At 39.0% G+C, this 21,643-nt stretch carries 23 protein-coding genes; 8 read left to right on the forward strand and 15 right to left on the reverse strand.

Annotated elements, in window-relative coordinates:
* Window positions 1-165 precede the first annotated feature (165 nt).
* A complete protein-coding gene (locus tag DWY37_RS10160) occupies window positions 166-948 on the forward strand; it encodes an adaptor protein MecA (protein WP_118087992.1) in 783 nt (260 codons plus the stop codon).
* A gap of 146 nt (window positions 949-1,094) precedes the next feature.
* Here DWY37_RS10160 and DWY37_RS10165 read toward each other — a convergent pair whose 3' ends face one another.
* The 5 genes from DWY37_RS10165 to DWY37_RS10185 form a co-directional block, all read right to left on the reverse strand.
* Window positions 1,095-1,739: an ATP-binding cassette domain-containing protein gene (locus DWY37_RS10165; RefSeq protein WP_118087991.1), complete on the reverse strand. Its 645-nt coding sequence runs from the start codon at window positions 1,737-1,739 to the stop codon at window positions 1,095-1,097.
* Between the two features lie 2 nt (window positions 1,740-1,741).
* A complete protein-coding gene (locus DWY37_RS10170; RefSeq protein ID WP_117842364.1) occupies window positions 1,742-2,584 on the reverse strand; it encodes a hypothetical protein in 843 nt (280 codons plus the stop codon).
* Window positions 2,581-3,378, reverse strand: a complete 798-nt coding sequence (locus tag DWY37_RS10175; RefSeq protein ID WP_117947278.1) for a hypothetical protein — start codon at window positions 3,376-3,378, stop codon at window positions 2,581-2,583. Before DWY37_RS10175 ends, DWY37_RS10170 begins: the two co-directional genes overlap by 4 nt.
* A 4-nt stretch (window positions 3,379-3,382) precedes the next feature.
* Window positions 3,383-4,567, reverse strand: coding sequence for a hypothetical protein (locus DWY37_RS10180; RefSeq protein WP_147403588.1), 1,185 nt, complete (start codon window positions 4,565-4,567; stop codon window positions 3,383-3,385).
* Window positions 4,568-5,221: 654 nt separating this feature from the next.
* The gene (locus DWY37_RS10185; protein WP_118057756.1) at window positions 5,222-5,431 is read right to left on the reverse strand and encodes a DUF1858 domain-containing protein; all 210 of its coding nucleotides are present in this window, start codon (window positions 5,429-5,431) and stop codon (window positions 5,222-5,224) included.
* A gap of 218 nt (window positions 5,432-5,649) precedes the next feature.
* On the opposite strand from DWY37_RS10185, the gene DWY37_RS10190 reads away from it, so the two are divergent.
* Window positions 5,650-5,820, forward strand: coding sequence for a DUF362 domain-containing protein (locus tag DWY37_RS10190; protein ID WP_022242564.1), 171 nt, complete (start codon window positions 5,650-5,652; stop codon window positions 5,818-5,820).
* Window positions 5,821-5,929: 109 nt separating this feature from the next.
* Here the strand turns inward: DWY37_RS10190 and DWY37_RS10195 are convergent, their stop codons facing one another.
* Window positions 5,930-6,508: a MerR family transcriptional regulator gene (locus DWY37_RS10195; RefSeq protein WP_118542524.1), complete on the reverse strand. Its 579-nt coding sequence runs from the start codon at window positions 6,506-6,508 to the stop codon at window positions 5,930-5,932.
* Between the two features lie 391 nt (window positions 6,509-6,899).
* Here DWY37_RS10195 and DWY37_RS16405 point away from each other — a divergent pair, with 391 nt between their 5' ends.
* The 6 genes from DWY37_RS16405 (at window position 6,900) to DWY37_RS10220 (ending at window position 10,938) form a co-directional block, all read left to right on the forward strand.
* Window positions 6,900-7,016: a hypothetical protein gene (locus DWY37_RS16405; RefSeq protein WP_334294170.1), complete on the forward strand. Its 117-nt coding sequence runs from the start codon at window positions 6,900-6,902 to the stop codon at window positions 7,014-7,016.
* A gap of 103 nt (window positions 7,017-7,119) precedes the next feature.
* On the forward strand, window positions 7,120-7,311 hold the full coding sequence (locus DWY37_RS10205; protein ID WP_117842360.1) for a hypothetical protein: 192 nt from the start codon (window positions 7,120-7,122) through the stop codon (window positions 7,309-7,311).
* A gap of 234 nt (window positions 7,312-7,545) precedes the next feature.
* Window positions 7,546-8,190, forward strand: coding sequence for a hypothetical protein (locus tag DWY37_RS10210; RefSeq protein ID WP_118544499.1), 645 nt, complete (start codon window positions 7,546-7,548; stop codon window positions 8,188-8,190).
* Between the two features lie 37 nt (window positions 8,191-8,227).
* On the forward strand, window positions 8,228-8,698 hold the full coding sequence (locus DWY37_RS15990) for an acylneuraminate cytidylyltransferase family protein (protein ID WP_199650049.1): 471 nt from the start codon (window positions 8,228-8,230) through the stop codon (window positions 8,696-8,698).
* A complete protein-coding gene (locus DWY37_RS10215; RefSeq protein ID WP_199650051.1) occupies window positions 8,674-9,861 on the forward strand; it encodes a hypothetical protein in 1,188 nt (395 codons plus the stop codon). Before DWY37_RS15990 ends, DWY37_RS10215 begins: the two co-directional genes overlap by 25 nt.
* A gap of 3 nt (window positions 9,862-9,864) precedes the next feature.
* On the forward strand, window positions 9,865-10,938 hold the full coding sequence (locus DWY37_RS10220; RefSeq protein ID WP_118542350.1) for an N-acetylneuraminate synthase family protein: 1,074 nt from the start codon (window positions 9,865-9,867) through the stop codon (window positions 10,936-10,938).
* A gap of 97 nt (window positions 10,939-11,035) precedes the next feature.
* On the opposite strand, the gene DWY37_RS15715 is transcribed toward DWY37_RS10220, so the two are convergent.
* The 9 genes from DWY37_RS15715 to DWY37_RS10265 form a co-directional block, all read right to left on the reverse strand.
* Window positions 11,036-11,218 carry a hypothetical protein gene (locus tag DWY37_RS15715; RefSeq protein WP_147343897.1) on the reverse strand — a complete coding sequence of 61 codons (183 nt, stop codon included), beginning with the start codon at window positions 11,216-11,218 and terminating at the stop codon, window positions 11,036-11,038.
* Window positions 11,219-11,431: 213 nt separating this feature from the next.
* Window positions 11,432-12,763 (reverse strand): replicative DNA helicase, encoded by a 1,332-nt coding sequence (dnaB, locus tag DWY37_RS10230; RefSeq protein WP_117699176.1) that lies wholly within the window; start codon window positions 12,761-12,763, stop codon window positions 11,432-11,434.
* A 16-nt stretch (window positions 12,764-12,779) separates the two neighbouring features.
* Complete coding sequence (gene rplI, locus DWY37_RS10235; protein ID WP_117699175.1) at window positions 12,780-13,226, reverse strand: 50S ribosomal protein L9; 447 nt, start codon at window positions 13,224-13,226, stop codon at window positions 12,780-12,782.
* Window positions 13,223-15,274, reverse strand: a complete 2,052-nt coding sequence (locus DWY37_RS10240; protein WP_022242557.1) for a DHH family phosphoesterase — start codon at window positions 15,272-15,274, stop codon at window positions 13,223-13,225. The genes rplI and DWY37_RS10240 overlap by 4 nt, the downstream gene beginning before the upstream one ends.
* 283 nt (window positions 15,275-15,557) lie before the next feature.
* Window positions 15,558-16,379, reverse strand: coding sequence for an alpha/beta hydrolase (locus DWY37_RS10245; protein ID WP_117699174.1), 822 nt, complete (start codon window positions 16,377-16,379; stop codon window positions 15,558-15,560).
* A 51-nt stretch (window positions 16,380-16,430) separates the two neighbouring features.
* Window positions 16,431-17,018, reverse strand: a complete 588-nt coding sequence (locus DWY37_RS10250) for an MFS transporter (protein ID WP_242986278.1) — start codon at window positions 17,016-17,018, stop codon at window positions 16,431-16,433.
* Window positions 17,019-17,464: 446 nt separating this feature from the next.
* Complete coding sequence (locus DWY37_RS10255) at window positions 17,465-18,652, reverse strand: helix-turn-helix transcriptional regulator (RefSeq protein WP_117699172.1); 1,188 nt, start codon at window positions 18,650-18,652, stop codon at window positions 17,465-17,467.
* Between the two features lie 335 nt (window positions 18,653-18,987).
* On the reverse strand, window positions 18,988-19,485 hold the full coding sequence (locus DWY37_RS10260) for a nucleotidyltransferase domain-containing protein (RefSeq protein WP_009247521.1): 498 nt from the start codon (window positions 19,483-19,485) through the stop codon (window positions 18,988-18,990).
* 84 nt (window positions 19,486-19,569) lie between these two features.
* Complete coding sequence (locus tag DWY37_RS10265) at window positions 19,570-21,114, reverse strand: ATP-binding cassette domain-containing protein (RefSeq protein ID WP_009247522.1); 1,545 nt, start codon at window positions 21,112-21,114, stop codon at window positions 19,570-19,572.
* Window positions 21,115-21,643: the final 529 nt, after the last annotated feature.

Raw genomic sequence — 21,643 nt, forward strand, 5'->3', positions numbered from 1 at the left:
AATAGTTTATAGCACAAAGCAATTATGCTTTGCAATAGAAAATCTGTTTTTTTAGACTTTTTAGAAAACTTTAATATTTTTTACCGGGTTTACAAGTATTTTGCATTCCATTATAATATAGGCGTAAACTTCATACAATTTTCTATAGATAAGGAAGTGATTTTTATGAAAATTGAAAAAGTGAATGATAACCAGATTCGCTGCACACTTACCAGAGCAGACTTAGATGACCGCCATCTGAAGCTGAGTGAGTTAGCATATGGCACGGAGAAAGCAAAGTCCCTGTTTCGTGACATGATGCAGCAGGCGAATTATGAATTTGGATTTGAAGCCGAGGATATGCCTCTTATGATAGAAGCCGTTCCCCTGACACAAGATACAGTATTGCTTATTATTACCAAGGTAGAATACCCGGAAGAGTTAGACACCCGGTTTTCCAAATTTTCAGAGCCGGATGAAAATGAATATCCGGATTTTACAGATGCAAAGAACACTCCTGCAGCCGGAGCCGATGATATTTTAGGCTTCTTCAAACAGCTTCAGGAGAAGCAGAAGAGCGAACTTGCCAAGTCAGTGAAGGCTGCTGCCCCGGCAGAAGCTCCTGTCAAGAAGGCTGCCGCTCCTGCTCCGAAGCCTGTCGTAGAACCGGTGGTAGATATTACCCGGCTGTTCGTCTTCGACAGCTTAGAGAAAATCAGCAATCTTGCCCGTATTTTAAATGGCTTTTATAACGACCGGAATTTCCTTTACAAGAATCCGAATAAGAGTGCCTTTTATCTGGTACTGCACAAGGGACACCATTCTCCGGAAGATTTCAATAAGGTCTGCAACATCTTATCGGAATACGCTTCCACCGAGAAATACAGCCGTGCTTCGCAGGCTTACTTCGATGAGCATTTCCTGCCTCTGATCAAAGAGCAGGCATTACAGGTACTTGCTGGTATCTAGGTCAGAAGATATATGCCCTGCAGTAATCTGACCGCACAACTGTGGGAAACACATTTTGTATATTTTCCGCGTACGCGTAAATGAAAAGGGAACTGCCTTTCTGCCTCATATCACATGAGACAGAAGCAATTCCTTTTTCTTATTCTCTATTCTTCTATTTTATGTAACCTTCCATGTTCCATTTCATATACTTCATCACATAGCAATTCGATGTCTTCCCTGTTATGGCTTGCCAGCAATAAAGTTTTTCCCTCTTCTTTAAAAGAAAGAAACAATTTTCTCATTTGTTCAACCCCATCTTTATCTAACCCATTCATCGGTTCATCTAAAATAAGAATATCCTGGTTCTCCATGGTTGCCTGTGCAATTGCAAGACGCTGCTTCATACCCAGAGAATATTTTCCTACCGGTTTCTTTAGCTCCGGATCAAGTCCGACTTTTCTCATACTTTCTTTTACATATTCCCGATTTTTCTTATGATTAATCATATATAACAGTTCAAGATTTTTAAGTCCGCTGTACTGCTTTATAAATGCCGGTTCTTCAATAATTGTTCCCAAATTTTGAACCACATCCATATCTTTTCCAACCATTTTCCCACGAACTGTTATTGTTCCTTTTTCTACAAGATAAAATCCACTAATGCACTTAAAAAGTACTGATTTTCCTGAACCATTATACCCTACAATTCCATATATTTTTCCACTTTCACAAGTCAATGATACATCCTTTAATACTTTATGCTTTTTAAAAGATTTCTCAATATGTTCTACTTTAATAACCTCTGCCATAGCTATTCCTCCCTGCTTATCCAGTCTATTCTCTGAATCTGTCTCTGACCTGCAACCACCAGCAGAAACAGAATCAGAAAATAACCTACATAGATATATACAAAATTTGGTTTACTCAAATCATATCCATATCTCCAATTTCCCACATTTTCCCATGAAAATGGTGAAAAATATATAAGTCCTAATTTTGCACCGGCATCCAGATAGTTTACCATTGTAGAAAAGAAAATAAGCAGAATAGTGACTATATATGCACCTACTCTTCTAACATAAAGACTTAATGTATATAATAGCATTCCAATTACTGCAAATGCTAATATATCCATTAAAATTACATGCCCCATCATCTGGTAGGGTGTAAATGCTGACATTACTTTTGTATCCACAATCAGCGGAATCTGATATTTTTCCATACCATAAACAGAAACCGTCCTGTACAGACTTCCCCATGAATTGCTAAAATCAACTGCCGGAAAGTTCAATAAAATGCTTAATAATACCAGTATTACAGCTAATAAAATACTGCTTCCGAAAATATAAAAAATATTTCGACTTCCCCACCGCTTTTTTCCTATACGCTGTACAAAATATAATTCATTTCTCTCCATAAATGGAGCATTCGAATAAAAACATAATACACTTAAAAGTACAACCTTCATAAAGAAATCATCATTTTGAATAAAAGGTAATATTGCAAAACTGTCTTTTACGTTCAATTCCATTGCAAGATTCCGGTAGAGTCTTAACATATCATCTACCATAAATCCCCAAATGATAAGTAATGTCAAAAAACGCATGGACTTCATTCTACAATAAAGATTCTGTATTTTTGACTGCAAATTCACATACTTTCCCCCCTTATCTCTTTTGTTACTCTGGCTGCAATCAAATTACCCAATACGATAACACAAAGTATTGTCATTAAGAATATGTATCCAAGACTTATCCATGCATTTCCAAATACATCTGTAGAAAACATAAACAGAGAATTCCAATCCCAAATACCACCTTGTGGAAATAATACGCCAAGATATGTAACTATAAAATAATAACCAGCCATAGGAATGCAGATTGCAAACATCTGATTCTTAGCCAATAGAGACAGCAGCATGGATACCAGACACAGAATGCCTCCTAACAATCCAAATATAATTGCAGAAAAAACCAAATATAATATTGGCATTCCATGCATTGCAAACCATCCAAAACAATTCCCACGCAAATCGACACCATTTGCTGTAAAAAATTCATCCTCTAACATCAGCAGGGGATGCCAAAAACTATCCTGCTGAAAAAAGAGTAACTGTCCTGCGAAAACAGTAATATCTGCTGCCAGAAATCCGCTTAATACTTTTGACCATATATAACTCTTTAAATCTCCACGCAAAATTTCATTCTGCCAAAAATGATGTTCCTGATCTTCTCTTAATGCATTTCCATATGCAAAGCTGCTAAATGCAAATATTGCAATTGTAACACTCTGAAATTTCATAACTTTATATCTGCTAATAACATCTATTGCCGGTTGTCCAACCTTCGCCATTAGATTCATCGTAATATATACCCCTATCACTCCAAGCCAAAATGGTGCTGAAGTAAATACCCTGTATAAATCCATTTTTAAATATTTTTTCAGCATATTACTACTCTACCTCCAGTTCAACCATCTCTTCTCCTGTGACAGCATTAATTGGAATATAATTAAATGATTCATTTCGTCCTTCTCCCTGATATTTTCCAATTTGGCATATCCATACCGGTACCATATCATATACCCCTTTTTTCTTTTGTAATGGATACATTACAAGCTGACATTTACGAACAGTTAATGGGTCTTCCGTAATAACACTTCCATAGTTCTTTTCTAAAACCTCTGCAATTTTATCAAAAGAAACCAGTGATAACTTCTTTTTTTCTAATTTGCAGGAATATAAAACAGGAATCTGAAGTTCCCCTAATCCATCTTTCATTACATACACCTGCATATCGCCATACATTCCCGGATAATCCCGGATATTTTCATACCGAAAAATTTCAATTCCCTGTAAAGTCTGAGAGAAATAGAATAGATAACCCTCCTCGTCCTTTGACCAGCTTTCTTTTGCATCCTGTGCAGATAAACTGCCATCCTTTTGTAATATTTGCGTCTGCTCTTTTAAATCTTCTGCGTGCATACAATAGCTTTCATCATATTGCAGACTGCTTTTTTCTATTCCAAGCATGCTCATTTGTTCACATGCATTTTCCCATGCTTCTTCTCTGCTAAAACCAGTCAAATCATCTGCGTCCCGAAACACACGCTCATTATCCATGGGATCCTTTGCTCCATATTCACCATTCATATGCAGTACCTGCACTAAATATCTCATTAACGGTTCTTTCCAGTAAAGTCCCTGTTCGGCATCTAAACGTAAAAATCCTTCTGATTCATTATCGTAAACTTCGGCATTCAACCTGTCCCCATTTCGGCTTTCTGTTTCAAAACAGCTTTCTTCATAGTTTAAATTATCCTTTAAGAACATTGTTTTCCACTTATCCGCATCCGGATAAACAATGCTTGCTGTTGATGCATATAAATTTTCATAATCAATATTTTCCCCTGTAATTATCTTTGCATCAAACACAAAACTATCGTTCACTGTTTTTTTATATTCTTCCGGAAAAGATACTGAACTCTGTTCCCTTTCTGTTGTATTTTCCGCTACACTCTGATATTTTGTCCGTTCATATGGCAGATGAGCCTGTTTCCATAAAATTGCTATGCATATTATTACTACTGTATAAAAGGCAATTGTTTTAATAACTTTTTTGCAGTTATTTATTTTCATATCTACTCCTTTTACAGGTGGGGCTAACCCCACCTGCAATATATATAAGTTCTTTCCATTCTTTAAGATGTGTACCTTCCAGATATTGTTATGGTATGAGAATGTGCTGCGCGCCTGTGATTCATTTTTTACAGAAACAGCAAACGGACTTGCATCATTTGTCAATTTCCAATATTTTGGAAATAAATTTAAATATCACAAAATAGAATTCTCTTTTCTTTACTTAAAGAACCGGAATCCTCTGCTTACATTTCTCTATATGATTTTATTCTGGAAAATTTGATATCCAAGACTTTGAATATCAAATATAGCGATAACCGCAACTAAGAATTTTCTTGTCATCATAACTCCCTCTCCTCTTGTTTTCAATAACTATTAAAAGCTTAGTATTTTTCATTTTTTCTGTCAATATGAATTATTATCAAAACGAATTATAAATATTTGTATATTTTATACAATCTTACCTGTATATTTTAACTTCAAAACTCACTTTTTCTATCACACTATTTCTGTATTATTATAATCTGCAGAACCTGTCACTGACAGCTTCTTACGGATGCACGACTACAAAAAAAGACCAGAACGCACAATATTTTCAAGCCTTACGGCATTCGATTATCGGACTGTTCTGGTCTTTCTCATTATATTTATTTCTTATTTAGCGTCTTTTGCAAGGAAATCATTGATTTCATCAACTAAAGACTGTGGCTCGATTCCATGAACCATTGCTGCCTGTTCAATTGTCTCCATCTGTGAAGATGGGCATCCTAAACAATGCATTCCTATGTTTAAAAGAATCGGTGCAATATTCTCATCGATCTGAAGTAATTCACCAATCATGGTATCCTTATTAATCTGTGCCATATTTTTTTCCTCCTTCTTGTTATCAATGGTGTTATTATAATCCCTCCCGATAAAATATGCAATTAGTTTTCCCTTTTGTCCGTAATTATATACACGATTGCTTTTTCTTTAGTACATGCGGAAGAGGTATTGTAAATCATAATTTTTTGTATTAAAATAATTGCAAGCTAGAATTCTAGCCTATACATTGTTTATTATTTTTAAAGGAGGACGATAAAATGGCATATGTAATTTCTGATTCATGTGTAAGCTGCGGTACTTGCGAAGGCGAATGCCCAGTTGGAGCTATCTCTGCAGGAGATGGAAAATACGAAATCGCTGCTGATACTTGCATCGAGTGTGGAACTTGTGCAGGTGCTTGCCCTACAGGAGCTATCAGCCAGGAATAATTTTCGTACTTAATTCAAAAGAAGCTGTTGGTTTTGCCACACAGCTTCTTTTTTTATGCGGGAAACTCGCAAAGCGAGAATCTCGTAGTTATGCCCTCATTTGTGAAGGCTATACTTCATTCGGTTTCCATTCCTGTTTCTTATGAAACAGCTTCTTCTCTTTCTTTCCCTTTGCCTTCAGGCTCTGGCGAATCAGCTCGTCCAGTTTCTTATAGCGTTCCTCTTCTGCCTCATCCTGCTCACGCATTAGATAATTCATTTCTTTCAGTACATAATCTCTTACCCGCTCACTGACTTCTTTGCCAAGTGCCTGATTATTTTCTGCAATCGCACCCTTTACAATCTGCGACATCATATGCTGAAACTGTTCCAGCCGCCTTGTGTTGTCCTCTACCTCCGTGGAAAGGGTCTGCTTTGCCGGCTCCGATGCTGCTGCCGCCAAAAGCTCCGGTGCATCTTCCCTGCCACTATTATGTATCAGAAGCTTGATTGCTTTTAACTGATATCCCTGCTCTTTCCATTCTTTTATCTTCATGAATTGCTCAATATTTTCTTTTGTATAATAACGGTGTCCCATTTCGTTGCGGGGTACCGTAAGTTCTAACTCTTCTTCCCAGTATCTAAGTACATGGGATTCTACATTTACAAGTGCTGCAGCATCTGAAATCATATACCGTTGCTTGTCCATAATTGCTCCTCCTTTGCCACTGCTTCTTCCTTAAAATTATAACGCTGCGGCTTTTGTCAGTGCAATTATTTTCCATCGTATTATTCCGACATATTGTGCGTATTGAATGGCTTCTCCTACGCCGTTATGGTCATTATCTGCAGTTACAAGTTTATATCATTCTTTTATCTCTTCACCGGCATTCTGCTAAATGATTAAGCTCGATTGCCTCTTCTTTCATATTTTATCTTCTTTTTACGCTACACTGATGGCAGGTTTTTTAAATTCCTTAAATGAAAAACTCATTGCAAAATCGAAAGGTTTTCCAATACATTAATCATTGTATTTTCAGTTTTCGCAGTATTTTATGTGATATAATACGATTAAAACTGTTGAAAAAGTGATTGTAGCAATGGATTTGTTTGGTCAACCAGCTGATCATATAGAATTAAGAAATATAGCTAATCCATATGGAATGAAGATATTAGAAGATGGCGCACAAGGATTACGTTCATTAAGTGTACATTGAAAAGGAAATATGATAATATAAGAATTGGTGTAAATTCAAGATTAGATACTATTCAAACAGCAATATTATTAATTAAATTAGAGGCTTTTAAAAAGTATGAGATGTGTTACAAGAAGTTTTAAAGCAGAATGAAAATGAATATAATAGAGATGTTTGCGGATGCAGAAAGGAGTTTTGGACATTAAAAATAAAAAGGGGAGAACATATAGGACAAGCACATCCGGATCATAATTTGGAAATGTCATTTAAAGAAAAGCAAGAGTGGGCTTTACGTTTTAGTGAATTCTTTGTTTAGGCACCCTCTAGTAAGATTTAGAAAAGATATAGGGAGAAGATGTCTTGCCTATTCTGATTATATGGAAATTAAGCGTTTGATAAATTTGAAAAAAAGACATTTTTTTATGAAGAAGAAAAAACATAGTAAAAAGGCAGGTGGCTATTCTAAATAAGAAGTTGGGTACAGATTTAACTGACGCAGAGGTTATAGATTGTATTAATAGAAGTCTAACGGGCTATTTTACATATTATAATGAATATACAGTATAATATTCCCCAAAAAGATGATTTTATTCCTGATGAAGTGCTTACATTTGGAGAATATTGGAACCAGACAACGTGTTATCCTGGGAAAATGGTGGCGATAGGAAATCCCCATCTTGAGGAATGTGTTACTACAATGAAAACAATAAAGTATTTTCCAACTATTTTAATTCTTTCTCAAGGCCCAGTAGGAGAAGCATTGGTTAAATTAGCAATAGAATTAAAAAAATTAGTTAGAAAAAAGGGAATTTCTGCAAGAATTATTTATAAGCTACATCCAAATGAATATATAAGTTGGAAAAAAATATATCCAGAGTTGGTTGATTCTGAAATAGAAGTGGTTGATAATAATGAAAAAGATCTGTATTACTATTTCTCAATATCCACGCATCAAATAGGGGTATTTAGCACAGCTATTTATGAAGGAATGGCATTTGGTGTGAAAACAATTATATATAAGGCATATCGGTATGAAACAATGAAAGACATTATTGAAGCTGGTTATGCTAAACTTGCTGATGATGGAAATTCTGTGCTAAATGAAATCATGAACAAGGAAGAACAAAAAGTCCCAACGGAGATGATATGGAAGTCTAATGCATTGAGTAACTTGAAGAAAGAACTGTTGGGGTAATATATCAAAATATTAGATTGGAAAGAGAGGAAGGACAATGGTCTTGGCAGTAATACCGGCTCGTGGCGGCTCAAAAGGAATACCACGGAAAAATGTCCGTTTGATGAATGGAAAACCACTTATTTATTATGCAATTCATAATGCAAAGAATTGTCCAAGCATTGATGATGTTGTAGTTTCATCTGATGATGAAGAGATTTTGAAAATAGCTTCTTCTTATGGTGTAGAGACCATGACCAGAGATAGTGAACTGGCAAAGGATGCCGTGACATTAGACCCGGTTATCTATGATGCAGTCTGCACTATGGAAAAGAAGAAAGGGATTCAGTATGATGTGGTAATTACCTTACAGGTAACATCACCGTTACTTTCTTCTGATACCTTGGACAAGGCGTTGGAAAGCTTTTTGGCTTCTTCCGATGATACTTATATCAGTGTAGTAAATAAGCCACATTTATCTGGGCGAAGAAGGATGGCTGCTATGTGCCGAATTATGAGAAACGTCTGAACCGTCAGCAGTTACCGCCGAACTATCTTGAGACAGGTGCATTTCTGATTACAAGAAGAGAATGTATGGAGGTAAACAGCCGTATTGGAAAGAAGGTTTCTGTCTATGAGATGCCGGAGCGTGAGGCGGTGGATATTGATGCAGCTTCCGACTGGGTATTGTGTGAGCATGAACTGAAAAAGAAACGGATTATTCTTCGGGCAGACGGATACAAAGAGTTAGGAATGGGACATATTTATCATTGTCTGACACTGGCATATAATCTGACCGGACAGGAGCTTCTCTTTGTAACAAAAGAGCAGCATGAGCCGGGACTGAAGAAACTGCAGGAAGCAAATATGCCGGTACATACCATTAAGAGTGACGAAGAATTCATGGAATTCGTGCAGGGATGGAAGCCGGATGTAGTAGTAAATGACTGCCTGAATACCAAAGCAGATTATATCAAAGAATTAAAGAAATATGTAAAACGTGTCGTAACGATAGAAGATCTTGGTGAGGGAGCCGATTATGCGGATGCAGTGATTAATGCTCTGTATGAAGATCATACCAGAGGAGATAATTATTACTGGGGAGCTAATTATGTATGCCTCAGGGATGAATTTTTCTGCGCCACACCATCCGTATTTCATGAACGGGTGCAGAATGTAGTGGTTATCTTCGGTGGAACAGACCCATCGAACTTTACGAAGAGAATCTATGAGATGGCAAAACGGATTCATAAGGATTATCCGGAGATTAAATTCCATTTTGCACTGGGTGTAGGATATGACCAGAAAGCAAATCAGATTGAAACAGACGAGGCAGCAGGCATCTATGTAGAACAGAATTTAAAACACATCAGCGACCTGTTTGGTAAGGCAGACCTGGCATTTACTTCTCAGGGCAGAACCGTCTATGAGCTTGCAACCATGGGCGTACCTGCAGTGGTTATGGCTCAGAATGAGCGTGAGATGAAGCACACCTTTGCACAGATGAACAATGGTTTCTTAAATCTTGGACTTGGAATCAATGTGGCAGATGAAACCATTGAGACAACCTTCCGCTGGCTGGTTGAGACACCGCAGATTCGAAAGGAAATGCAAAGCCTGATGATGCGTCATGATTTGAAGTCCGGTATTAAGCGGGTAATTGGATTGATTTTAGAGGATGAGGAGATATAATTTATGAGCAAAATTATCGAACGTGCTCTGGCACATAAAGTAGTACTGATTGCAGAAATTGGTGTAAATTATTATGACATTGCAAAGAAAATGAACATTTCCAATATGGAAGCTGCAAAGTTAATGATGAAGGAAGCAAAAGATGCCGGAATTCATGCAGTGAAATTTCAGACATATAAGGCTGATACATTAGCAGCGAAAGATTCACCATCCTACTGGGATACAACAGAGGAACCTACAACATCACAGCATGAACTTTTTCAGAAATTTGACCAGTTTGGTGAAGAAGAATATCAGGAACTGAAAGATTATAGCGATGAGATTGGAATTGAATTCTTATCCACAGCATTCGATATCGAATCTGCAGATTATCTTGATAAGATGATGGATGTTTATAAAGTATCTTCATCCGATATGAACAACCTTCCGTTTGTGGAATATCAGGCAAAAAAGAATAAGCCAATGCTTATTTCGGTAGGTGCAGCCAATGAAGATGAGATTGACCGTATGATAGCAACAATCCGTAAGGTAAATAACCAGCCACTCTGTATTCTGCATTGTGTACTGGAATATCCAACACCATATGAGCATGCCAATCTGAATAAGATAGCAAGTCTGAAAGAGAAGTATCAGGATTTGATGATCGGATATTCAGACCATACGAAGCCGGATGTTTGTGCAGATGTGATTAAGACAGCATATAATCTGGGGGCAGTAGTGATAGAGAAGCATTTTACGCTGGACAAGACTTTAAAAGGAAATGACCATTATCATGCCATGGACCCGGATGATGCAAGAAAGATTCTTGCTGGACTTGAATTTATTGATACCATCCGTGGTAAAGGTGATTTATGCTGCTTAGAGACAGAACAGATTGCCAGAAAGAATGCAAGACGTTCTCTGGTAACGACCTGTGATATCGCAAAAGGAACTGTGATCACAAGAGAAATGCTGACCTTCAAGAGACCGGGAACTGGAATTTCACCGGAACGGATGGAAGAAATTATCGGACGCACACTGACGGTGGATGTGGCAGAGGATACGATTTTACAATGGAGTATGATGAAAAACGACTAGAAATAGAAAGGGATAACTATTATTTTACCTTCTTTTTACGCTACCCTGATGGTAGATTTTTCTTAACTTTAATATTGTAATTGCATCAATTCATTATTCAAAGAAGTGTTTTTATGAGAAATCCAAATCTTTGCAGATATATCATGCTCATTTTTATTATGCTGGGTTTAATACTTTCAGGAATTTCCGGACTGATATTCGGAATAAAGACCCTGCATCCCCTTTTTATTATCGGTATTCTTATTTCTTTTGTATCTCTTATTTTTGGTATTCTTAGCATCCGCTGTCCCATCTGCCATCGGCAGTTACATTTAACGGGTATTACGCCGGATGATTTCTGTCCATTCTGTGGGGAAAAGCTGTAAATTAATTTCTATATGTACTTGTTTTTTGCCGATGAAAACAAAAAACTACGAGAAACATGCCTTGTGTGTTTCCCGCTACTCGTATAAAAACCCCGGATGCTGCTTTTTCAGGCAACACCCGGGAATGCTTATTTCTCCATATTGGCAAATCTCGTGTACTGAGGCAGCCATACCAGGTTGACGGTTCCGATAGGACCGTTTCTTTGCTTGGCTACGATGATTTCGGAGATTCCTTTCATTTCACTGTCTTTGTTGTAATAATCATCACGGTAAATGAACATTACAACGTCGGCATCCTGCTCGATAGCTCCGGACTCTCGAAGGTCGGATAACATTGGTCGATGGTCAGGACGCTGTTCTACGGCTCGGCTCAACTGGGACAGTGCCACTACCGGCACATTCAGCTCACGGGCCAGCGCTTTTAAGGAACGGGAAATATCTGAGATTTCCTGCTGACGGGATTCGGAATGTCTGCCGGAGCCGGACATCAACTGTAAGTAGTCGATGATGATTAATTTCAAATCGTGCTCTAATTTATATTTACGGCATTTACTTCTAAGCTCGGATATGGAAATACCCGGCGTATCATCAATGATTAATTTGGAACGGCCCACGTTGCCTGCTCCTTCAATCAGCATTTCCCAGTCTGCATCTGTCAAATTACCGGAACGCAGCTTCTGGGCATCTACTCTTGATTCCAGAGAAAACATACGGTTTACCAACTGTTCCTTACTCATTTCCAGAGAGAATATTGCTGTTGTCTGCTGGGAATGAATGGCTACATACTGTGCGATATTTAATACAAACGCCGTTTTACCCATGGAAGGACGGGCTGCAATCAGAATCAAATCGGAAGGCTGCAGACCTGCCATCTGATAATCCAGATCCACGAAGCCGGTAGCAATTCCGGTTACGGAGCCTTTTTGCTTGGATGCTTTTTCAATCTTATCCAGCGCATTGATTACGACCTGCTTAATCGGGACATAATCTCCGCCGCCACGATTCTGCACCAGATTAAAAATGCTCTTCTCGGTATCTGCCAGAATATCTTCAACACTTTCTTTTCCAAGATAACATTCATCTTCAATGGACTGGGTGGTCTTAATGAGCTTACGCAGAACTGCCTTCTCTTTGACGATATTGGCATAATATTTTACATTGGCGGATGTCGGTACGGATGTTACTAAGTCTCTTACAAATTCCAGGCTGCTGATTTCCGCCGGCACATCCTTTTCTTTTAACTTATTCTGCAATGTAATCAGGTCAACCGGTTCTCCTGCATTAAACAAATCCAGCATGGATTCAAACAGAATTCCATACTGCTTGTGATAGAAATCCTCTTCAATGAGAATCTCTCCGGCTGTCATAATTGCTTCTTTATCCATAATCATGGAACCGATAACTGACTGCTCGGCTTCCAGACTGTTTGGCATAATCCGCTTTACCAGTGCCTCTTCCATGGAGGTTCCTCCTAATCTACTCTTCCGTTACTTTTACACGTAATGTTGCAGTTACCTTTGGATGAACCTTAACCGGCACTTCATATACACCAAATGATTTGATGGCTTCTTTTAACTGCATTTTCTTCTTGTCTAACTCAAGACCCAGCTGATCATGCGTTGCCTGGGAAATCTCTTTGGTGGATACAGAACCAAAGGTTCTTCCGCCTTCTCCGGCTTTCATTTTCACTTCTACGGTCTTATCCTTTATCTCATCTGCCAGCTTTAATGCTGCCTGATAATTCTCTTCTGCAACCTTATCTGCATGTTTGTTCTGCAGCTTTAAGTCATTTAAGGTCTTGCTGTTTGCTTCAACTCCCAATTTCTTCGGAATTAACTGATTTCTTGCGTATGCATCGCTTACATTTACTACCTCACCTTTTTTTCCAAGGGATTTTACATCTGCTAATAAAATTACTTTCATTCTTCTATATCTCCTTCCTCAAGCATTTCGTCTATGGTGTCTTCTATGATGCGTTGTGCCTGGGACACGGTACAGTCACGAAGCTGGCAGCCCGCCATGTTCAGATGTCCGCCGCCCCCAAGACGTTCCATGATTTTCTGCACATTGATTTCATCAATGGAACGGGAACTTACATATATTTTGCCCTGATATTCGGTTAATACAAAGGACGCTTTGATTCCGACAATATTTAACAGCTCATCTGCCGCCTGGGCTCCTACGATGGTAGGGCTTTCAATCTTATCTGCCGGACAGATGGAAATGGCAAATGCACCGCGGTATACTTCCGCATGGCGGACCACTTCTGCTCTGGCTTTGTAGGCATCCATATCATTTCGAAGCATTTTTCTTACACGGGTTACTTCCGCTCCGCAACGTTTCAGATAAGCGGCTGCTTCAAAGGTACGGACACCGGTCTTGGTCATAAAGTTGCTGGTATCGATTAAGATTCCCGCATAAATACAGTCTGCTTCGTGGGGTGCCAGCTTGATATTTTCTGTAAAATACTGCAGCACCTCTGCTACCATTTCACAGGTAGAAGATGCATACGGCTCAATATAGGAAAGTACCGGATTGGAAATGACCTCACTGCTCTGGCGGTGATGGTCAAATACTACGATACTGTCGGTCCGCTTCAAAAGGCCCGGACACTCCGTATGGCTCGGACGATTTACATCCACTACCATAACCAGTGTGTTATAATCCGTCAGCTCCAGCGCACGTTCACTGGAAACAAACATATCCGGCGGATAACCCTTCTCTGTGGTAAAACCTTCCTTCAATGGACGAAGGGATGAAGTTACCTGGTCTAAAACAATCTGCGCTTTCTTTCCTAATACTCTTGCGGCGCAGTAGATTCCGATTGCCGCACCAAAAGCATCTGTATCGGAAATAGAATGTCCCATAATCATAACATGCTCACGGCTCTCGATAATCTCCCGCAGTGCATGGGCTTTGACTCTTGCTTTTACACGGGTGTTCTTCTCTACCTGCTTGCTGTTACCGCCATAGTAGACAACATTTTCACCCTCTTTGACTACCACCTGGTCGCCGCCCCGGCCCAGTGCCAGGTCGATTGCCATACGGGAATATTCATAATTCTGATTATAAGTATCACCGCCGACACCGATTCCGATACTTAAAGTCACCGCCATTTCATTTCCCACTTTGACAGTCTTAACATCTTCAATCAGACTGAACCGGTCGCTCTGCAGCTCTGCAAGATATTTATGCTGGAATACCACAAAGTATTTGTCCTTCTCAATCTTACGCACCAGCGCATCCATTTTCGTAAAATACTGGTTTACCTTCCGGTCAATCAATGCCACTAAAAGTGAACGTTTTACGTCTTCAATACTGTCTAACGCCTCGTCATAGTTGTCTATGTATACAAGACCTGCCACCAGCTTCTGTTCTTCATTTTCACGGATGTAATTATAAAGCTCTGTCTCATCAAAAAGGTACAGCGCTGTCAGATACTGTTCATCCTCTTCAATAGATACAATGCTGCTGTTTTCCGCCATTTCCTCAAAATAAATCTTGCTCATTTCAATACGGAAATTATGCTCCTGCCAGACCATATTTACATCTTCCACGAACTGCTCCTGCTGAATCAGCTCTCTGGTAATGCCCGGGAAAATGCTGGTGATGGATTTATGGAAATTTTTGGTCTTTCCTGTAATCTCCGTAAATTTCTCATTGACCCAGAGAACCTTTCCGTTATAGTCCAAAAGTGCATACGGTATTTCGAATTCATTGAGCAGCTTCTTCTGCACCGTTCCGTACTGAGTGGCAAAATTAATCAGCTCATTCACCAGCACCGGTTTATTAACATTATAAGATATCACCACAACAATGAGATAAATCCCAAGGAAAATGGATACCAGTAACGCTGCCCCTTCATTTACAAAATACATCGGCACGTTCATGCATGCCAGCAAAATAGTAAGCATCAGCGGCCAGTACATATAATTTTTCAGATGACCCTTCAGCTTGATTTTTTTCTTCATAAATTTCTCCTATATAAATGCGGATATTTTTACACAATTGTTACGACCACATACATATACAGAGTGTATTATAGCATTGTTTTATCTGTTTTACAATTCGCTTCCGGCATGAATCTTCTTTTCGTAGGATAAAAGCAGGTTTTCATATTTCCAGTAAATACACATCTGACCATATGCCATTATCGTAGCTTATGGTCAGTACCTTATTCCGGGAACCCGGATATGTATAGCTAATCACAGTGCAATGTATTCTGTATTTTTGCTAAAAGAATCAGTCGCAATCTTATTTCTCCAAATCTGCCACCCATTTCCCGGCTAATGCTATCCAGTCCTGACAACGCTTCTGAATGCCGAAACCTGTCTCCGTAATCTGCGTCTCTTCATTGGCAAGGGAGAGTCCATGCTGTCCTTCCGGGAAAATGTGAACTTCTACGGAGACCTGATTCTTTACCAGCTCTTCCGTAAACATCAGTGTATTCTGGACTGGCACCGACTGGTCGGTTAAGGTATGCCAGATAAATACCGGCGGCACTTGTTTTCCCACCTGATGCTCCAGGCTTAAAAGCTCTTCTAATTCTTTGCTCTTTTTCGTTCCCATCAGGTTTTCCATGCTGCCGTGATGTGCATATGTTCCGGATGTAATTACCGGATAAGAAAGCAGTAATCCATTTGGCTGCATCTGCTCTGCGGTAAGTCCTGTTTCTTTTGCAAGCCAGTCCTTATCCCAGAAGACCCCAAGACTTGCTGCCAGATGACCGCCGGCGGAAAATCCGGATACGATAATTTTATCCGGCTTAATGCCATATTCTTTTGCATGCTCTCTTAAATATGCCACACTCCATGCCAGTTCGCAGAGGGACTGAGGGAATTCTGCAGGAGCTACGCTGTAGCGCAGGACGCAGGCATGAAATCCTCTGGCAATATACTGTACTGCAACCGCCTCTGCCTCCCGGTCGGAGGTAAATTCATAGCCGCCGCCCGGACAGATAAGTACCAGCGGGCGGGTACGGTTACTGTCGATTTCTTCAAAATTATCTAATATATATGTATACAATTTGGCTCCGGTTGCCTTTACGGTCTGAACCGGAATAATATTGTATTTCATAGCTTCACCTTCTTTTTATTTTCTGCTCCCAAAGTAAATAATTACCTTTGTTTAATCATCTTCAGTAAACGTATCACAGATCTTATATAAATTCAACTGAATGCTATAAAAAGACCGGGGGAGTGCCTGGATGGCACCCTGGAAGACACCGACGCAGGTCGCTAAGAACCAGAATTTCCATGCGGTATCAAGCTGCAGTGCAAACAGTGCGATGAGAAAATACGCTCCGATGCAGACTAAAATCAATTTCTCAGATTCAAATCTGCGGGCAAGCTTTCCAAAAAGAATGGAGCAAGGGAAGGCTACCACCTGTGTTAAAAGCAGTGCCAAGAGCATGCTGCTGTCACCGATTCCCACATCTTTGCCATATGCAGTGGACATTTCGATAATGGTATACACACCGTCTATGTAGAAAAAGAACGAGATGAGGAACAGGAGAATCTTCTTATTAGCTTTTAACTCGGAAAAAATATTTCCCAGACGGACAACAGTTTCTTTTACGGACACTTTTGTCTCTGCATAATAATTCTGTTTATAATTTAACAACAACGGAATGGTCACTGCCACCCACCAGATGGCGGTAATGCCAAATGCCAGCATCATTGCCATGGCAGCAGAAATTCCGATTCTGTCTGCCATGCATCCCATAACCTATCTGGTTGATGGCACTGTACTTCCTCCCTGCTATGTATGCAGTATTTTTCTGCTTTCTTCTGTTTTTCAGCATATTATGTGTGAAAAAAGCTTTCTATCATATTTGGGAGTAACTTCTGTAAAAAAAATGTAAATTTATGGGATATAAAACTTGCGCAAATAAGAATTGAAATGTTTCTTTGAAATGAAGCCGCCTGCAGAATCTGGCAGTGGCAGTTAAGATGTCTGGCAGCCTGCAAAACCTGCATAACGAACTGCAAAAAAAAGAATGTGCCTTGGCACATTCCCGCGCCTGCGGCGGTCGCTTGCGACATCTACCTTATACGCCGCAGTGCGCATCCTCGCTTCCCGTTTTTTACTTTACAGGAAAGCAATTTCCTGTAAAATAAAAACGGGAAGCCCGCTAAGCGTACTTCCCTCAATATGACTATTTATCTCAACGAGACCAGACGGTTCTCTTTTGCTACCCGTACTGCCTGTCTTCTCGTCCTGACCCGGAGCTTCGCAAATATATTTTTTCCGTGAAACTTTACGGTATTGATGCTGATTCCCATGAAATCTGCAATTTCCTGATTAGAACGCTCATCTGCCATCAGCCGCAGGATTTCCTGTTCGCTTTTCGTCAATGGCGGATAATCTTCCTTGGCTTTACGCAGATAATCCGGATAAAGAAGTGCCATTTTCTTTGCAAGCTGTATCAACCGGTTCAGATATTCGTCCTTTATCTGCCGCTCCTGCCGGTAAGCCCGCAAAAGCATATACACTTTTTCTCCTTCATCTGCTATCAGCCGGTCAAATCGTCTTTCTTTTACAATCGGAAGCAGCTCATCTATAAGCTGAAATGCATCCTCTTTCCGATCACTTAAGAAATAGCTGACTGCACATAAAAGATTCATTTCACATAAATCCATGACGCGGTCACCCTTTCGCAGCGGCTCCCTCAAATACTCTGCCAGCGAAAGCATTGCCAGATATTTTTCTTCCAGAATATATGCCCGCATCTTTATCATATATTTATAGGTATCCAGCATGTTCAGTTCTCCAAATTCGCTGGGTGCCTCATTTTCCATCCATTCCGTTACTGCATTCACATCACCATCATACAACAGTCCCCAGGCTTTCATTGCTCCGAAATTCTCTAAAAGCCATCTGCTCTGTTCCTTATGAAGTCTCTGATATATCTCTTCCAGAATCGGATATACCACCGCTATCTGTCCGGTTGCTATCATAATCCGCATCTGAAGGCTCAAAGCAATAAACAGAACAGCAATTTCGCCTTCTTTTTCTATAAATGGAATAATTCCAACTAATGTAGTAATTGCTTCAAAACATTCATCTCTCTGATAGCATACTTCTGCATAAGTTATTTCTGCAATTCCAAGGGAACTGTCTCCATAGAAGCTTTTTACCCAGCCCTTTAGCTGTTCCTTCCGGTCATGTACATAATTTCCATACATGGTCATATCCCGGAATCCGTTTATCATGGTAATTCTGCCTGCTGCCAGAGGAAGATTCGGCAAAATGCCATAATTATTATATATTTCAGCCAGCTTAAGCAATGCAGCTCTTGCCCTCTCCCGGTCAGTTCCCGGAATAATTACATCAAGATGCAGCTTCATCAGACGTTCATCCCCTACATATGAAGCATATTTCTCCGCCTTTTCCAGATTCCCGTAAATAGCCTGAATAACAGCTTCTGCTGCCGCAAGTGTTGGTGTTTTCCTGATTTCCTCTTTTGAAAACTCCCTTTTTACAAAAGTGTGTCTGATGCATACTAACTCATAATTATACGAAACACCACTCTTTTATTCATTTTTCTATTCACTTCTTACTAATGGGTATTCATTTTTACTTTAAGTTGTCGTGCAATTTATTAGAATGGAATTTTTGAAAGAGCCAGCACCTTGAATGGGCTGACTCTTTCAATGTCACTTGTAATTGACAAACTGGAATTTTACTTTTCCTTATATTCATCTGGTATTGCTATTTGAAATGTTTCACACAACAGCATCACATCATGCACATCATTTTTATCGTGTTCATATCCCAAATGAAGCATTACCTGACTCAATGGTTCAATACAAGAAACAGTTATATCTCCAACTTTTCCAATACCGGAAAAAGTTTTTGATGGAAATATATCTCCCTCATAAACAATTCCGTCATCTGTAAATTCAAAACAATGTAAATCAATGATTCTTTGTTTATCATCTTTCCAGACAGTATGACCATCCGTTGTATAATCAGTATTTACTTCCTCAAATCCATGCTGCTTAATCACATAAATATAATCATGATAATGTTTCAGTTCAACAAACAAATCAATATCATTGTGTATTCTTGATTCTCTTTTAAGAAGTGCATCAACACCCCATCCGCCATCTAAATATACTTTAATTTCGTTTTGCAAAGCATATTTTATAATTTCACATGCATCTTCTGTACGTACCATAATCTATCCTCCAAATTCAAATCTTTGTATGCTTTCCAACTCACTAAAAGCCTGAAATTTGTCAGTCTTTCATCCTTTTTGTTATCAATCACCAATTAGCTGTAATCCATTAGGATTTAGCTGATATATTTTATCGCACACCTCTTCAATATACTTTCTATCGTGAGAAATGCTAATGACAGCCCCCGGAAATTCTCGGAGCATTTTTCTTATTACCGGACCGGACAATGGTGAAAAATTTCTTGTCGGTTCATCCAGAATAAGAACATTTGCACCACTTAAGCTCATCCTCAAGAGAAGCACTTTCGCCTTTTGTCCGCCTGATAACTCCCGAATCGGATGCTCCATTTCATCTGGTGTGTATTTAAGTGAACCAAGGTATGTTCTAATTCTTGTACGCTCTTCTTTATCTCCTGTTTTATCAAGGTAATCAACCGGTGTAACATCCAAATCCAGCAGGTCTTCATAAGTTTGAGGCATATATTCTGCTTTAATGTCATTCCGATTTAGGAGTTCTTCCGCTATCTTTTTTAGAAGAGTCGTTTTTCCTGCCCCGTTGGCTCCTATCATACAGATTTTTTCTGAACCTTTTATTTTTAAATGAATTCCTTCTGCTAAAATTCTTTTGCCATCCGGAGTCACAAGCTTTGAAAGTTCATATTCTATGACCGTTTTTCCTGCGGGAATGTGTGAGTTTTCATCCCCTAATTTGACAAAGATTGCTTCTTCCTGTTCCGGCATCTGAGTCATATTTTCATCTTCTTTTTCAAATCTTCGTTCCATTGCCTTAACCGTATGCATTTTGTCCTTTAAGTTTTTGGCAACAGACGGTGCTTGTCTGGTACAACTTCTTAATGCACCTTGTACACTCTGCATAACTCTTTGATATTTTTCATCGCGAATCTTTTTCTCCCTACGGTCACTCAGTGCCCGCTGTTTTTGGATTTCAAATTTATGAAGCCGTTCTTCCACATAGCGTCTATAGGGAAGCTTTGCCACGGTATATCTCGCCTTTGTTTTTCGTATAATCTGCTCGATATGTATCACCATGTTGGCAGTACGCTCTATCAGCGTTTCATCGTGTGAAATAAAAAGCACAATGTGCTTCCAGTCATTTATGATTTTTTCCAGTAATGTAAGCGTCGCAATGTCGATGTCATTGGAAGGTTCGTCCAACAACAGCACAGAAACATCGCGAATGAAAAGCCTCATAAGTTGTGTCTTGACTTTTTCGCCTCCTGAAAGACTACCCATTGTCTGGTTACTGTAGAAAAAATCATTTTTCATTCCAAATTTTCCCGCAATAACAGACAATTCTTTAGGCGTTTTCTCCCAGAATATTTCCTCTTCAGAAAAATATTCGTATATTGTTTTTTCCTTATCTTCATCGAGCATCTCCTGCGGAAGATAACCAAGACGTTCGTGTCCCATTATCCTTTCCCCATCTGCTTCTATATAGTTTTCTACAAGCGACGGATTGTATATCCACTTCATTAATGTCGATTTCCCATTTCCCTCTTCTCCAATAATAACTGCCTTATCTCCATCATTTAGCACAAGGTTGAAATCATTAAGAATTATTCTCAGGTCTTTTTTATGTGTTAAATTTAATTTTTTTATCTGCAACATTAAAGTTTCTCCTTTTCGAAGTCTGAGCCAATTATTATTTTGAACACACAAAAACGAGTCTTTTTTGCATACGCAAAAATAGACTCGCTAAATAGACCCTTATTTCTTTTCCAAAAGGAAAACAAAGGAAATGCCTCTTGCGATAATCCAACTTAAGCGTACACAAAACAAACCTATTCTCTACAGGCTCAATAACTATATGTGTCTTACTTAAATCAAATTATCTATTAATCATTTCCTCACCTTACACAAAATGTGCCTTTCTTTCTTCTAATGGCAATACTATCATACTGTATTTTTTGTGTCAATACATTTCACCTTATGGAAGTGCAAATTCAAATTTGTATAACAGTAGTCTAACACACGTTGTTTAAAAATACTACAGCCAAGCCAATGTCTGTAATTTGCCCTAAAATTTCATTTTATGGAATTTGGACTACTTGATTTTCTAATTGCTTACGCAATTCGTGAAATGTATAATTATACTGTTGATACATCAGACACACAAATGTAAATAGGGACTTTGAAA

The sequence above is a fragment of the Roseburia sp. AF25-13LB genome (genome assembly GCF_003478915.1).
Taxonomy (GTDB): domain Bacteria; phylum Bacillota; class Clostridia; order Lachnospirales; family Lachnospiraceae; genus Roseburia_C; species Roseburia_C amylophila.